The 12,995-nt window shown below is 70.6% G+C and carries 14 protein-coding genes; 3 read left to right on the forward strand and 11 right to left on the reverse strand.

What is annotated here, in order from left to right; all coding sequences use genetic code 11:
* Position 1: 1 nt before the first annotated feature.
* The 9 genes from ACQPZX_RS20545 to ACQPZX_RS20585 form a co-directional block, all read right to left on the reverse strand.
* On the reverse strand, positions 2–1,000 hold the full coding sequence (locus tag ACQPZX_RS20545; protein ID WP_433383139.1) for a hypothetical protein: 999 nt from the start codon (positions 998–1,000) through the stop codon (positions 2–4).
* Positions 997–2,178 (reverse strand): flavohemoglobin expression-modulating QEGLA motif protein, encoded by a 1,182-nt coding sequence (locus tag ACQPZX_RS20550; RefSeq protein WP_433383141.1) that lies wholly within the window; start codon positions 2,176–2,178, stop codon positions 997–999. Before ACQPZX_RS20550 ends, ACQPZX_RS20545 begins: the two co-directional genes overlap by 4 nt.
* Before the next feature lie 61 nt (positions 2,179–2,239).
* Entirely contained in the window at positions 2,240–2,890 is a 651-nt protein-coding gene (locus ACQPZX_RS20555; protein ID WP_433383143.1) for a response regulator, read from the reverse strand.
* Positions 2,887–4,071 (reverse strand): sensor histidine kinase, encoded by a 1,185-nt coding sequence (locus ACQPZX_RS20560; protein ID WP_433383145.1) that lies wholly within the window; start codon positions 4,069–4,071, stop codon positions 2,887–2,889. The genes ACQPZX_RS20555 and ACQPZX_RS20560 overlap by 4 nt, the downstream gene beginning before the upstream one ends.
* 9 nt (positions 4,072–4,080) lie before the next feature.
* The gene (locus tag ACQPZX_RS20565; RefSeq protein WP_433383147.1) at positions 4,081–4,785 is read right to left on the reverse strand and encodes an ABC transporter permease subunit; all 705 of its coding nucleotides are present in this window, start codon (positions 4,783–4,785) and stop codon (positions 4,081–4,083) included.
* Positions 4,782–5,687 carry an ATP-binding cassette domain-containing protein gene (locus ACQPZX_RS20570; protein ID WP_433383149.1) on the reverse strand — a complete coding sequence of 302 codons (906 nt, stop codon included), beginning with the start codon at positions 5,685–5,687 and terminating at the stop codon, positions 4,782–4,784. Before ACQPZX_RS20570 ends, ACQPZX_RS20565 begins: the two co-directional genes overlap by 4 nt.
* 130 nt (positions 5,688–5,817) lie before the next feature.
* Positions 5,818–6,279 carry a hypothetical protein gene (locus ACQPZX_RS20575; RefSeq protein ID WP_433383151.1) on the reverse strand — a complete coding sequence of 154 codons (462 nt, stop codon included), beginning with the start codon at positions 6,277–6,279 and terminating at the stop codon, positions 5,818–5,820.
* Between the two features lie 18 nt (positions 6,280–6,297).
* The gene (locus ACQPZX_RS20580; RefSeq protein ID WP_433383153.1) at positions 6,298–7,860 is read right to left on the reverse strand and encodes a diguanylate cyclase; all 1,563 of its coding nucleotides are present in this window, start codon (positions 7,858–7,860) and stop codon (positions 6,298–6,300) included.
* A 52-nt stretch (positions 7,861–7,912) separates the two neighbouring features.
* Positions 7,913–8,923, reverse strand: a complete 1,011-nt coding sequence (locus tag ACQPZX_RS20585; RefSeq protein WP_433383155.1) for a phosphatidylinositol-specific phospholipase C — start codon at positions 8,921–8,923, stop codon at positions 7,913–7,915.
* Positions 8,924–9,013: 90 nt separating this feature from the next.
* On the opposite strand from ACQPZX_RS20585, the gene ACQPZX_RS20590 reads away from it, so the two are divergent.
* Entirely contained in the window at positions 9,014–10,228 is a 1,215-nt protein-coding gene (locus ACQPZX_RS20590) for a Clp protease N-terminal domain-containing protein (protein ID WP_433383157.1), read from the forward strand.
* A gap of 9 nt (positions 10,229–10,237) precedes the next feature.
* On the forward strand, positions 10,238–10,801 hold the full coding sequence (locus ACQPZX_RS20595; protein ID WP_433383159.1) for a GNAT family N-acetyltransferase: 564 nt from the start codon (positions 10,238–10,240) through the stop codon (positions 10,799–10,801).
* On the opposite strand, the gene ACQPZX_RS20600 is transcribed toward ACQPZX_RS20595, so the two are convergent.
* The gene (locus ACQPZX_RS20600; RefSeq protein WP_433383161.1) at positions 10,798–11,064 is read right to left on the reverse strand and encodes an acylphosphatase; all 267 of its coding nucleotides are present in this window, start codon (positions 11,062–11,064) and stop codon (positions 10,798–10,800) included. The genes ACQPZX_RS20595 and ACQPZX_RS20600 overlap by 4 nt on opposite strands.
* Before the next feature lie 49 nt (positions 11,065–11,113).
* On the opposite strand from ACQPZX_RS20600, the gene ACQPZX_RS20605 reads away from it, so the two are divergent.
* Positions 11,114–12,031, forward strand: a complete 918-nt coding sequence (locus ACQPZX_RS20605) for a serine hydrolase (RefSeq protein ID WP_433383163.1) — start codon at positions 11,114–11,116, stop codon at positions 12,029–12,031.
* On the opposite strand, the gene ACQPZX_RS20610 is transcribed toward ACQPZX_RS20605, so the two are convergent.
* Positions 11,979–12,956 (reverse strand): nucleoside hydrolase, encoded by a 978-nt coding sequence (locus tag ACQPZX_RS20610; RefSeq protein ID WP_433383165.1) that lies wholly within the window; start codon positions 12,954–12,956, stop codon positions 11,979–11,981. The two genes, ACQPZX_RS20605 and ACQPZX_RS20610, sit on opposite strands and share 53 nt — an antisense overlap.
* Between the last annotated feature and the right edge of the window lie 39 nt (positions 12,957–12,995).

Consider the following 12,995-nt stretch of genomic DNA (forward strand, 5'->3'; position numbering starts at 1 on the left):
TTCAGGTCTGCGAGCCGACTCGGCGCTCCAGGGCATTGATGACAGTGTCACAGATGTCCATCTCGTACAGCCATTCGACGCTCTGCAATCCGCCGGGGCTCTCCGCGTTGATCTCCACCACTTTGCCGCCGATCACGTCGATGCCGACGAAGAACATGCCGTCGGCCACAAGCTTCTCGCTCATCGCGGCGATGACGCCGCGTTCCACGTCGCCGATTTCCAGCGGAACGGAGCGGCCGCCCTTGCTGATGTTGGCCCGCAGGTCGTTGCCCGTGGACACTCGCCGGAAGGCGGCGGCCTTACCGCCCTGCTCGAGGAGCTTGCCCTCGAGCAGGAAGATCCGGGCGTCGCCGTCCTCGCCGCCGGGCACGAACTCCTGAGCGAGGGCGTAGCCGTCCTGCAGCACGGCCTCGATGATCTGCGTGAGGTTCTGTTCGGTCTCGTCCTCGACCATGAACACGTTCCGGCCCTTGGCCCCGTACAGCGGCTTGATCACGCAGCGGCCGACCGCCGCGACGAATCGCTCGATCGCCGCGGGGTCGCGGGTCACGAGCGAACGCGGCCGGATCTGCTCGGGAAACTCTTCGAGATACAGCTTGCTCGTGGCGCGGATGAGGGACATCGGGTCGTTGACCACGGTCACGCCACGGGCCTTGAGCATCTGGCCGAAGACCGCGCCCAGCGGACTCGCCCACGGCCGCTGCTGAAGATCGTCGATCGATTCGTTGCGCAGGAACAGCGCGTCGAGGTCGTCCATGACGACGCGTTCGGCATCGCGTTCCTTGATGGCTTTCAGAAAGGTCTCGAGCGTGTCGCCTTCGTCGAACACCGCAGCGTGAGCGCGGGCGACGAGCTGTCCGTCGCTCTCGCCGAGTTCGACGTCGCCGACCCCGACGTACCAGACCTCGTGTCCGCCGCGGCTCGCTGCCCGCGCCAGCCGCGTGGTGGCGTACTCATCGATCTCGGCGGCTACGTCGCGGACGAAAAATGCGAGCCTCATCGTGCTGTTTCTCCTTCGTAGAGGTCCATGACCGACGTTCCCGCACGCAGTCTGTCCAAGCGCTCCCGGGCGCCGGGTGCGTCCAGCCAGCGTGGCCGCAGCCAAGGTGGCCGGAGTACTCCGCGATCGAGTAGGTCTTGGATCAGCGGAACATGGTCGAGCGCGAGCTTGCCCACCAAGAGCGCGTCGAGGCTGATGCCTTCCGCGAACGCCTCGAGGAGGCGGCTGACGCCACGCAGGTAGATCGCGTCCTTGACCGAACCGCCGGCAACGACGACCCGGATGGCGATGATCCACGCGGTCTTCCGAGGTATCCGATACCGCGCCTGCAACGCCTCGAAGATCTCCAGGAAGCCGGCGCCGTCAAGCATCCTGCCGACGGCTACCACCCTCGCCGCGAGCACGCGGAGCCGTCGCGGGTCCAAGCCTCCGGTCAGGTATTCCGCGAGGACCGCGAGGCCTTCCTGGGTTTCGTCGTAGCCGGGCAGGCCGATCGTCAGCAGCTTCAAGGGTTGCCGGGCGCCGTTCTGGTAGGTGACGACATGGGTGCCGACCTCGTGCTGCAGCAGGGCCTCGACGCGATCGGCCCGGAATGTCGCGGCCTCGGGGATCAGCAGGCGTCCGAACGACACCATCAGTTCGGAGACGTCGTCGCGGACGTCGATGTGCACGGGGAAATCCGGATACACGGCGCGGTAGCGAAGCATCTCCGCGCGCGCCGCTTCGGCGAACGCCCCCGCGGTGACGCCAGGTGCTTTGGGCGACTGGGCGGGGATGATCGCGAGCAGTTCCTCCGCGGTGGACACGAGCGACGGGCTGACCCCGCCATAGAGCTGAAGCGACCCCTGCACGAACCGTGACGTGTCGCGGTCCTCCAAGGCCGTGATCTGTCGTGCTATCTCGTCCCGCTTGGTACGCAGAAGCGTGTGCAGCGCGGGGTCGTCGACGTTCTCGATCTCGAGGTTGTACAGCTCTCGGCGCACCAGGTCGGGCTCGAATCCCAGCGGCCGCAGGCGCAGCGTGGGCACGGTGCTGAAGTCGCTTCGCTCGAAGTCGGCCCAGGCCCCCGCCGCGTTGACCGGCGTGACGTTGAGCAGCAGGTTCACGCTGCGTTCCATCTCGGCGAGGCGGACGTCGATGTCCAAGGCAGGCTGGAGCAGCTGCGTCGCGGAGTTCACAGTGGGAGCACATGCCCAGTGGTGCCCCCGGCCAACCGCGTGTGCCGGCGGGCAATGGTCCTTACTCGGCGAGTCCTGCCCGGTAGGCGTAGATTGCTGCCTGCACCCGGCTGGTCAGGCCGAGTTTGCTGAGCAGTGCGCTCACGTGGATTTTCACGGTTCCGGTGGCCAGGTGCAGACGGCTGCCGATCTCGGCGTTGGACAGGCCCGCTCCAACCAGTGCGAGCACGTCTCGCTCCCGGGGCGTGAGGGCCTGTACCCCGTTGCGGGCGGCGAGCCGGTTCCGCAGTTCGCCGCCGTGCAGCACGTGGATGATCCGGTGGGCGACCGCGGGCGCCAGCACCGTACCTCCGTTCATCACGGCTTTGATGCCGCTGATCAGCTCGTAGGGGTCGCCGGATTTGAGCAGGAACCCATGGACTCCGGCGTCGAGCGCGCGAGCGATGTACCGGTCCTCGTCGAACGTCGTGATGAGTATGACGCGGAGCGCGGGGTGGCCGGCGCGCAGCGACTCGGCCGCGGTCAGGCCGTCCATGCCCGGCATCCGGATGTCGAGCAGCGCCACATCGGGCCGCGACCGCTCGACCGCTGCCAGCGCGGCCCGGCCGTCGGCCGCCTCGGCTATCACTTGCAGTTCGGGGTCGGAGGCAAGCACGGTGTTCAGCCCGGCGCGCACCAGCGGCTGATCGTCGGCGAGCAAAATCCTGATCATCGATCCCGTCCGGTGAGATCTTCCAACCGCGACACCCGGTTCCCCGAGAAGCAGACCACGTAGTTCCCGTACGCCAGCGGATAGTTGCCGTCTGTGAAGTAGCGGCATCCCGGCTTACTGGAGCCGCCCCACCGGACCGGCGACTCGCGCCCGGGGAGCACCCGGACCGCCGCCGCCTCCGACATGCCGACCCGTAGCCCGGCGAACACCCGCTCCTCCATCGACGCGTCACGGACGGCCCAGGTGTAGAAACCGGTCGCGACCACGAGCAGCACAGCGAAGGGGATCAAGATCGTGCCGGCCAGCATCCGGCGAACCCGGCGCCGGCGGGACCGGTAGTCGGCGCCGAGCCGGCCACTGTCCTCGTCCATGCCTGCCGGCACGTCGGCAACCACCTGAAACATGCCGTCGGTGGAACCGGCCGTCAGCGAACCGCGGGCCTGCTCGAGGCGCGCCGACAACATCGCCAGGCCGGCGCCCGGCCGGCCCGCGGCGGCCTGTTCCGACACCGGGTTGACAACCTTCACCCGCCGGCCGGCGAAGGTGATGGTCACCGGCGCGCCCGGCGCGTGCCGGACAGCGTTGGACAGCGCCTCGGTGACGAGCCGCGCCACGAACGGCTCCCGGGGCGCGGTGCCCCTGACCTCGAGCGCCATCCCGGCCGCCCGGGCCCGGTCGAGCACCGTCGCGACGTCGGCGTCCGCGTCGACGTCCAGCAGATCCACGATCCGGCGTACGGTCTCGATCGCCGCCGCCGTGCCGGCGCGCACCGCCGCTGCCTGCTCCCGGATCTCCGGATCTTGCGCACCCACCTGGATTCCGGCCGCCTGCAGCGAGAGCAGAGCGAGGTCATGCCCGAGTGTGTCGTGCAGGTCGGCGGCGATCCGGGTGCGTTCGTGCAGCCGCGCGTCGCGGGCGTGTGCCCAGCCCTGCTCGACGAACTCGTGACGCAACCGGCGGTAGGCGCCCGCCAGCGCCGCGAAGACGGCGAGCACCACGACGGCCTGGTCGGCCAGCCAGGACACGGTGTCCTGGGTGCGCGCGACCGCGATCGCGGCGGTCACCTCCACCGCGCTGAGAAGCGCGATCAACGTCCCGATGCGACTACGCCTACCGCACAGGTAGCAGCCGGCGACCACGGCTGCCGCCGCGATCGCGTACCACTGGCCCCATCCGTGCATGCCGACAGCCTAGGCATCCCGCCGGGCCAGTAGCAGCCAAGCCGCCAGCTGGGCGGCGCCGGTCCAGGCCACCAGAATCCCAAGGTTACGAACGCCGTCGCCGGCCGCGAACGCGTCGGCCGCGCCGGCCGGCAGGTACCGGCCGATCCGGGCGTCGACCAACAGCAGGCCGACGAGTAGCACGAACATCGTCGTCAGAGTGCCGGCCGCGCTGCGCACCAGGAACCCGACCGCGACGGTGAACATGCAGGCCAGCATCGCCACCACGGCCAGCCGAAGGCACGCCGTGACGGGTTCACCCGTACCCGCGTGATCACCCAGCAGCAGAGCCGTCACCGCCCAACCGGCCGCCGCCGATGCCAGACCGGCCACGAAACCGACGACGGCGGCGACCGCGGTCTTGGCGAGCAGGACGTCACCTCGCCGCGGGCGGGCCAGGAGGGTGGACCGGATCACTCCGGTGCCGTACTCGGAGGTGACCACCAGCATCGCCAGCGCGACGAGGGCGAACTGGCCCACCTGCGTCGCCTGCGTCAGCGGTGCCAGCACGGCCAGCGACTCGGACTCGGGCAGACGACCCTGATCGATGTCGTACAGGAAATCGTTGGCCAACGTCGCGGCCATGCCGGCGGTGAGCAGAACCGCCGCGACCGCGCAGAACCAGGGTGAGCGAAGCGACCAGATCTTGCCCCACTCGGCGGTGACTGCATTCACGCCGCCACCGCCACGTACTCGGCCTCGTTCTCGACCAGGCGCACATACGCGTCCTCGAGGCTCGGTGCGTCGGTGCGCAACTCGCGCAACACCGCGCCGGCCTGCTGAGCCCGGCGGCCGACCGTCGCCGCGGCTAGGCCGTTGACCCGCAGCCGGTCCGCACCGATCTGCTCCCCGTGCTCGCCCAATGCCGCCGCCAGCAGCCGGAAGGAGTCGTCATCGGCCGCTGCCACCTCGACGGCGGCCTGCTGTCCGGCGGTGAAGTCGGCAACCGTCGCGTCGGCGAGCAGCCGGCCTCGCCCGAGCACCACGACGCGGTCCGCGATCAGCGCCACCTCGCTCATCAGATGGCTGGAGACCAGGACCGTACGTCCCTCGCCGGCCCACCGCCGCATCAGCCCGCGCACCCACCGCACGCCGTCCGCGTCGAGGCCGTTGACCGGCTCGTCAAGGATGATCGTGCCCGGGTCGCCGAGCATCGCGCCGGCGATCCCGAGCCGCTGCGCCATCCCCAGCGAGTAGGTCCCGGCACGTTTGCCGGCGACCGTGCCGATCCCCACCGCGTCGATCGCCGTCTCGACCCGGGCTCGGGGGAAACCGTTGTATCGGGCCAGCGCACGCAGGCCGGCCCGCCCGGTGCGCCGCGGGTGGAAAGCCCGGGCGTCCAGGTGCGCGCCGACCAACCGCAGCGGGTTCCGCAGCTCGCCGTACCGTCGACCGTCGATCAGCGCGGTTCCGGAGGTGGGCCGGTCAAGGCCGAGCACCATGCGCATGGCAGTGGACTTCCCCGCGCCGTTCGGGCCGAGCAGAGCGGTGACCCTTCCCGATGGCACGGTCACCGTGACCCGATCCACCGCCGTCCGGTCCCCATAGCGTTTGGTCAGTTCGTGCAGCTCGATCATGGAACCAGTCTCGCGAGGACCCCGGTCGTGCACCTCTCCCGCCGGTCAGCGGCCGCCTATGCCCTTCGGCATACTCTGGCCGGCCGCAGACAGAAGGGCGCGTGGCAGGCGTAGAGGCTGTCGGGCCTGATCAATAGGCCGTCATGCGCTGCCAGTTGCGGAAGACGAAGCGGTGCACCGACTTCAGGCCGACCCACAGAGGCAGGCCGAGCACGGCGGCGAAGTGGCTCCGGACGGACACGGTGGTCGTCCGGGTGATCCGCGTGCTCGACCCTTCCGGTGAAAGTTCGAAGACGTCCTCGAGCCGATCGACGAATCGGCTGAAGCAGAGATCGGTCTCCTCCATGTGGAACGCCAGCCGGGCCGGCGGGTCCCAAGCGGTGATGCGCTGGCGCACCACCCCCTGCTGGGAGACGCACTGCCGGGATGCGCCCACCTCGCCGGGTCCCTCCGGCAGCCGGCACTCGGTGGGGCGCGGGGTTCCCAGGTAGAAGACCGGGCAACGCGGAGTCAGCTCGACGGCCGAGTCGCAGAGCAGGGGCCACAACTCATCGCGGCTGTGCGGCATTGTCCAGCGCGTACGCACGATCACGCGCGCCAGAGTAGTGCCTCACGCGGCGCGCATCGCCCGGCCGGTGGCGGACTCCACGCCGTCGCCGCCGCGGCGTTTCACTCGGTACATGGCCTCGTCGGCGCGGCGCAGCGCCTCCGGCAGGTCGGCGGCGTAGGCGGCCGCGACCCCCACGCTGACCGTCGCGGGGCAGTCGGGGATGTCGCGGACGGCGGCCACCATCCGCTCGGCCACCTTGACCGCGAGGTCGGCCCCGGCGCCGGGCAGCAGCGCCGCGAACTCGTCGCCGCCCAGCCGGGCCAGCAGGTCCTCCGCGCGGAGCTGGGCCGAGAGGACGGTGGCGATCGCGCGCAGGGCGGCGTCCCCGGCCGCGTGGCCGGCCGTGTCGTTGATCTGTTTGAACTTGTCCAGGTCGATCAGCAGCACCGTGACCAGGTCGGCGGGGCGGGACTGGGCCTGCCGCACCGCCCGGTCGAAGGCGCCTCGGTTGGCGACCCCGGTCAGGGCGTCCAGCGCCGCCGCGCGGGCCGCCTGCTCGTGCTGGATCCGCAGCAGCTCGAGTGACTTCATCGCGGCCACCGTCTGCAACGTTCGCAGACGCTGCCGCCACAGCTGCGCGGCGAGGGTGTCGCCGTAGGCGAGCCCGACCGCCGCGTCCTGCGAACCTCGCGCGGCGAGCAGCACCGCGCGGGTGTGGTGGGTGGCCGACTCGATCAGCCAGCCGGCGTCCGGGGGCAGCTCCGCGACCGCGCGCTCCAGCACCGCCAGCGCTTCCGGCTCCCGGCCGGACCGGCGCAGCGCCACGGCGTGGAACGGCCGCGAGTAGGCCAGCGCCGCCGGGCTCACCCCGCGGGCCTCCAGCGCCACCAGGGCCTCCGAGATCTCGGCGGCCGCGCCGGCCGGATCGTGCCGGTCCGCTTTCGCGCAGGCGGCCGCGAGCATCGCGTAGTCCCGCCAGGCCGCGGCGTCGGGGCCGTCGGCCTCCGCGCCCGCCCGCACCGCGTAGTCCTCGGCCGCGGTGGTGTGCGACTCGGCCTCGGCGACCTGCCCGACCTGGTACAGCTCGAGCGCCCAGAACAGGTGCATCTCGGCCTGGTTGAACAGCCACATCGCCCGGTTCCCGCTGCCGGGCGGGCTCATCTCGTACGCGGCGTCGTACTGCGGGCCGACCCGCTCGTAGAGGCGCAGCTCGAAGTAGCCGATCGCGACCGCGACGCGGGCGTTGACCGCTGCGATCGGCTCGGTCTCGCCGACCGCGATGATCTCGGCGGTGACCAGGTCGTGCAGCACGTCGTCGAGCTCGTACGCGTCGCCGCGCCGCAGGTGGTGCGAGGCCCGGGTGGCGAGCGCGCAGGCGAGCCAGCCGGAACTGCCCTCGCGCTCGGCGGCGCGGGCCATCAGCTCGAGCGCGGGCAGCGACACGTCCGGGTCGCCGAGGTTGGCCAGGGCGATGGCCCGCACGAAATGCATGCAGGCCGGCCCGTCGGCGATGTCGCCCGTGCGCGCCGCCAGGACGCGCCCGGCCTCGGCCAGCGCCGCGCGGGCGTGCCCGCTCTGCGCCCGCTCGAGCAGCCGCGCCGCCTGTCGCGTGATCTCGCTCATCGGCCCTCCCGACGCGCTTATCGGCAGCGCCGGGCCGGGGGAGAGGCAAAAGTCAGTTGAATGAGAGGATCTTGTTGATCAACCCGCCGCCGGGGAAGTCGAGCATGATCACGCCGGTGCGCACGACCGGGGTGTGTACCTCCGGGCCCTCGTCGAGGTAGACGAGCAGGAACGGGTTGACGCCCTGGACGCCCAGCGAGCCGCCGGCCACCGACTGCGGCTGCGCGAAGACGCTCGCGCCGCTGGCGAAGTTCACGTACATCTTCGTGGGGTCGCCGGCGCTGGTCGCGTCGAGGAAGCGGCGCACCTGGTCACGCTTCGTGGCGATCGCCCCGAGGTTGGGCACGTTGTAGTTGTCCTGCACATACGTGGAGTTGCCGTCGTTCCAGCCGTCGAACTGGGCGAGCCCGTAGCTCGCGACCCGGCCGCCGCGCGCGCCGTTCATGACCGCGAGCACGACCTTGCCGCGAATGGCGCCGAGCGCCGGCATGGTCGCGGCCGTCGAACGGGTCACGCTGGGACCCCAGAACAAATTCACGTGCTTCGACACGTACGCGTCGAAGATGTCGGAAAATGACGACTGGCCCCCGGCGTCCGTGCAGGAGCCGAGCTCGCCCGTGCACTCCTGCTTGAGCCGGAGCACGATCGTCTCGCCGGGGTGCGCCCCGAGGAAGTCGCCCAGCCGGTTCAGGACGTCGTCGAAGTTCGCGTTCTGGTACGTCGCGCCGTGGTGGATCGTGAACGTGTTGCCGGTGTTCACCCGGGCCCGGATGTCGATCATGCGGATGCCCGCGTCGAGCTGCGCGGCGAGGGTGGCGCCGCTGTCGCCGAAGTCCTCCTGCGTCTGCGTCCACCCGCCGCCGTGGATCGCCATGGTCTCGTGCGTTCCGGGGATGGAAAGTTTCGCGAGGCTAGTGCCGTCGGGGAGGGCGCGCATCCAGTCGGGGTTGGCCGCGCTGCTGAGGCTTCGATAGGAGGAATCGGCCGCAAAGGCGCTTTCCGGTGCGGAAATCAGGGCGGCGGCAGTGAGGGCGACAACGGCTATGGCTCGCTTTGCGATCACGACGGAACGATATCCATCGATTCGGGACGGCGGAAGGCGCCTGCCTTGTCGTACTGTCGATGCTGCCCTACCGGCTTCGGGAGCCGCCGCATGTTCGAAAAGTTCACGGATCGCGCGCGTCAGGCCGTCGTCCTGGCGCAGGAGGAGGCCCGCCTCCTTCAGCACAACTACATCGGCACCGAGCATCTGCTGCTCGGGCTGCTCGACCAGGGCGACGTCGACGCCGTCGTGGGGCTCTCGGCCGAGCAGGTCCGCGCCCGGATCGAGGAGACCGTGGGCCGCGGTCAGGAGCCGGCGAGCGGGCACATCCCGTTCACGCCGCTGGTCAAGAAGGCCCTCGAGCAGTCCATGCGCGAGTCGATGCAGATCGGCGACGGCATGATCGACGCCGAGCATCTGCTGCTCGGGGTGCTGCGGCAGGCCGACAGCGTGGCGGTGCGGGTGGTCACCGAGCTGGGCGCCGACCCGGAGGAGATCCGGCGCCGCGTGCTCGACGCGCCGGGGCCGCCGGCCGGGACGTCTGGGCTCTCCCCGACCATGCGGGTGATGACTCCACCCGGCCCGCTGCGTGGTTTCGCCCGCGCCGTGCCGGTGCTGGAGAGGTACGCCCGCGGCGTCGAAACACAGCCGGTCGCGGGGCGGGACGCGGAGATCGCGCGGCTCGGGCAGGTGATCAGCCGGCGCACCCGCAACAGCGCGGTTCTGGTCGGGGCGCCGGGCTCGGGCCGCCGGGCAGTGGCGGCAGGCTTCGCGTCGTCGTTCGAGGGCAAGGTCTATGCCGTCGACTTCGCGCTGGTCGCCGCGGGCGCCGACTCGCGCGCCGAGGCGGAGTCGCGGATCACCGCGCTGCTCACCGCCCTGCGCGGCGCGGTCGTGCTGACCGAGGAGCTGGCGCCGTTCGAGGGCCTGCCCGGTGATCACGGGCCGCTGCTCGGCGTGTTCGTGCGGGCCGCGCTGGAACGGCAGGAGCTGCAGCTGATCACGACGGCGTCGCCGGCCGCGTACGAGAACCTCGACCCGCGCCTTGCGCATCTGCTGCAGAAAGTCGAGGTGAGCACGCCCAGCGCGCCGGCCGCCGCCGAGATGCTCGCCGCGGCCCGGCCCCGCTACGAGGCCCACCACGACGTGCGCATCGACGACGCCGCGCTGTCGCTGTGCGCCACCCTCGCGTCGGAGCACCTCGGCACGCTGCCGGCCTCGGCGACGCACCTGCTCGACGAGGCGTGCGCGGGGGCGGCCGGCACCGATCGGGTGGTCGCCGAGGCGGACGTGCGCGCGGCCCTCAAGCGGCTGCGCTCGGCTTAGGGTGCTCTGGTGGAGATCCGGCAAGTTGGCGCAGGGTTGTTGCCCGACCTCGGCACGCTGTTCGACGGCAACTCGACGACGCGCGGCTGTTATTGCATGTGGTTCCTCTTGTCGTCCAAGGAGATGGACACCGGCTGGGGCGGTCTCAATCGCACCCGGTTCGAGGAAGCGGTCACGGCATCCGACGAGCCGTTCGGCGTGCTGGCCTACGACTCGGAAAAGCCGATCGGCTGGTGCGCTGTCGGGCCGCGCGCCCGTTATGCCCGAGTGTTGCGCTCTCCGCTGATGAAGGCGCGCGACGCCGAGGAGGATTCGCGGGTCTGGATGGTGCCGTGCTTTTTCGTACGCGTCGGCGCGCGCCGGGCCGGCACCACGAAACTTCTCCTCGAAGCCGCCGTCGACGCCGCCCGCGCGCAGGGCGCCACCGCGGTCGAGGGCTTTCCGCTGGCCGGGCCGGGGCCGCACAAGGACGACCGCTACCTGGGCACCGAGGGGCTGTTCGCGGCGTGCGGCTTCACCGCGGTCGCGCGCCCGTCACCCCGGCGGGTGGTCATGCGGCTTTCGCTGACTTAGCGGATCTCGAAGGCGGTGAGCCCTTCGGCCGGCTCCTCCTCGACGGTCACGCCGGTGACCTCGGCGCCGGACGGGCCGCGGCGCGACCACTCGACGAGGTGGTCGACGCTTTCCGCCGTACCCTCGAAAACGGCCTCGACCCGCCCGTCGCGCAAGTTGCGCACCCAGCCCGTGACCCCTTGCTGACCTGCCACGCGCCGGCAGGAGTCGCGGAAGAAGACGCCCTGCACCACGCCCGAGACCAGCACATGCTTGCGCACCACGAGATCACCCTAGTTTGATGACGGCGCTCCCTTGCGGCAGTATGCACGGGTGCGTCGCAACCGAATCGCGATCTTCGCCGTGGCCGCGGCTGTGATCCTCGGCGGCGGAGGCCTGATCGCCGTGGGCCTCGGCGGCGAGGAGGCCGCTCTTTCGCCCAGCTCCGTGATCCGCGGCGACAAGCCGTCCTCGCCCAGCGCGTCACCGTCGCCCACCGGGCCGAGCGCCGAGGAGTTGGCGAAGGCGAAGCGCGACAAGCAGGTCAAGGCCCTCGATGCGGCGCTCAAGAAGCTCGACGCCAGCTCGCCCGAGTTCTCCGTCGCGGTTCTCGACAAGAAGACCGGTGACGAGTACGCCTACCGTGGCACCGAGAAATACGACACCGCCAGCATCGTGAAGGCCCAGATCCTCGCCTGCATGCTGCTGAAGGACCAGGACGCGGGCCGCGATCCGACCTCGGGCGAGATGGCCCTGGCCAAGCCCATGATCCGGCTGAGCGACAACAACGCGGCGACCTCGCTGTTCCAGCGTGTCGGGGCCCGCAGCGGGCTCACGAAGTGCAACAAGCGCCTCGGGCTTTCGCAGACCGTCGTCAACAGCTCGTGGGGCCTGACCCGCACCACCGCCGACGACCAGATCAAGCTGCTCTCCGAGCTGGTCGACACCAAGGGCCCGCTGGACGCCGACTCCCGCAAGACCGCCTTCACGCTGATGAGCACGGTCAGCTCGGCTCAGGACTGGGGCATCCCGTCGATCGCCAAGACCGGCGAGACCGCGGTCGTGAAGAACGGCTGGGACACCCGCTCGGCCGACGGCGGCCTGTGGGCGGTCAACACGATCGGCCGGGTGACCTCGGACGACGTCGACGTGTCGGTGGCCGTCCTCTCCCACGACAACGCGTCGATGGAGGGTGGCATCACGCTGGTGCAGAAGGTCGCGAAGCTGACCCGGCAGTACCTGCAGTACTGAGGTTTCGCACCGCGGTCATCAGCAGCCGCCAGAAACTTTCCACGTCAACACCCACCGCTACGTCCGCGTTCGGCGGGCGGTGGGTGCGGCGATGCAGGTCCACGACGGTCGCGCCTCGCGTGTACGCCCCGGCGAGCTCGACCGCGACGTTGACCGCCTCGGTGCGCACGAGCGCCGGGTCGATCACGGCGGCGACCGCCACCGGATCGTGAACGGGCGGGTGGCCGAACCCGAAATTCTGCCGGTACGCGCCCGCGAAGAACGTCATCAGCTCGGCACAGACGGTGCCCAGCCGGGTGCCCATGCCCCGGAACTCGGCGATGATCTCGTCGGTCGCCAGGGCCTGATGAGTGACATTCAGCCCGATCATCGTGGTCGGCAGCCCCTCGCGCAGCACGATGTCGGCCGCCTCGGGGTCGGTGACGATGTTGAACTCGCCGTACGGCGTCGTGTTGCCGCGCTCGGTCGAGCCGCCCATGAAGACGACCTCTTTGATGCGCGGCAGCACCTCGGGGTGCAGGCTCAGCAGCAGCGCGACGTTGGTCAGCGGGCCGGTGGCGATCAGCGTGACCGGCTCTCTCTCCTCGGCGATGAGCCGGCGCATGAGCTCGACCGCGTGGACGCCGGCGACCTCGGCGACCGGCACGTCGAGGTCGGGGCCGTCGAGGCCGGACTCGCCGTGGATGTCGGCGGCGACGGCGAGCTCGCCGACCAGCGGGCGGGCGGCGCCGGCCGCGATCGGGATCTGTCCGGCGCCGGCGAGCGCGAGGATCCGCTGGGCGTTCCGCGTCGTCTTCTCGAGCGTCTGATTGCCGGCGACGGTGGTGACGCCCAGCACGTTGATGCGCGGGCTGCCGAGGGCGAGCATCAATGCCAGCGCGTCGTCATGCCCGGGGTCGCAGTCGATGATCACCGGTGTTGTCATGCTTCCGACTGTATACGTACCCTCCAGGCATATGTATAG

The sequence above is a fragment of the Actinoplanes sp. CA-142083 genome (genome assembly GCF_050942195.1).
Classification (GTDB): Bacteria; Actinomycetota; Actinomycetes; order Mycobacteriales; family Micromonosporaceae; genus Actinoplanes.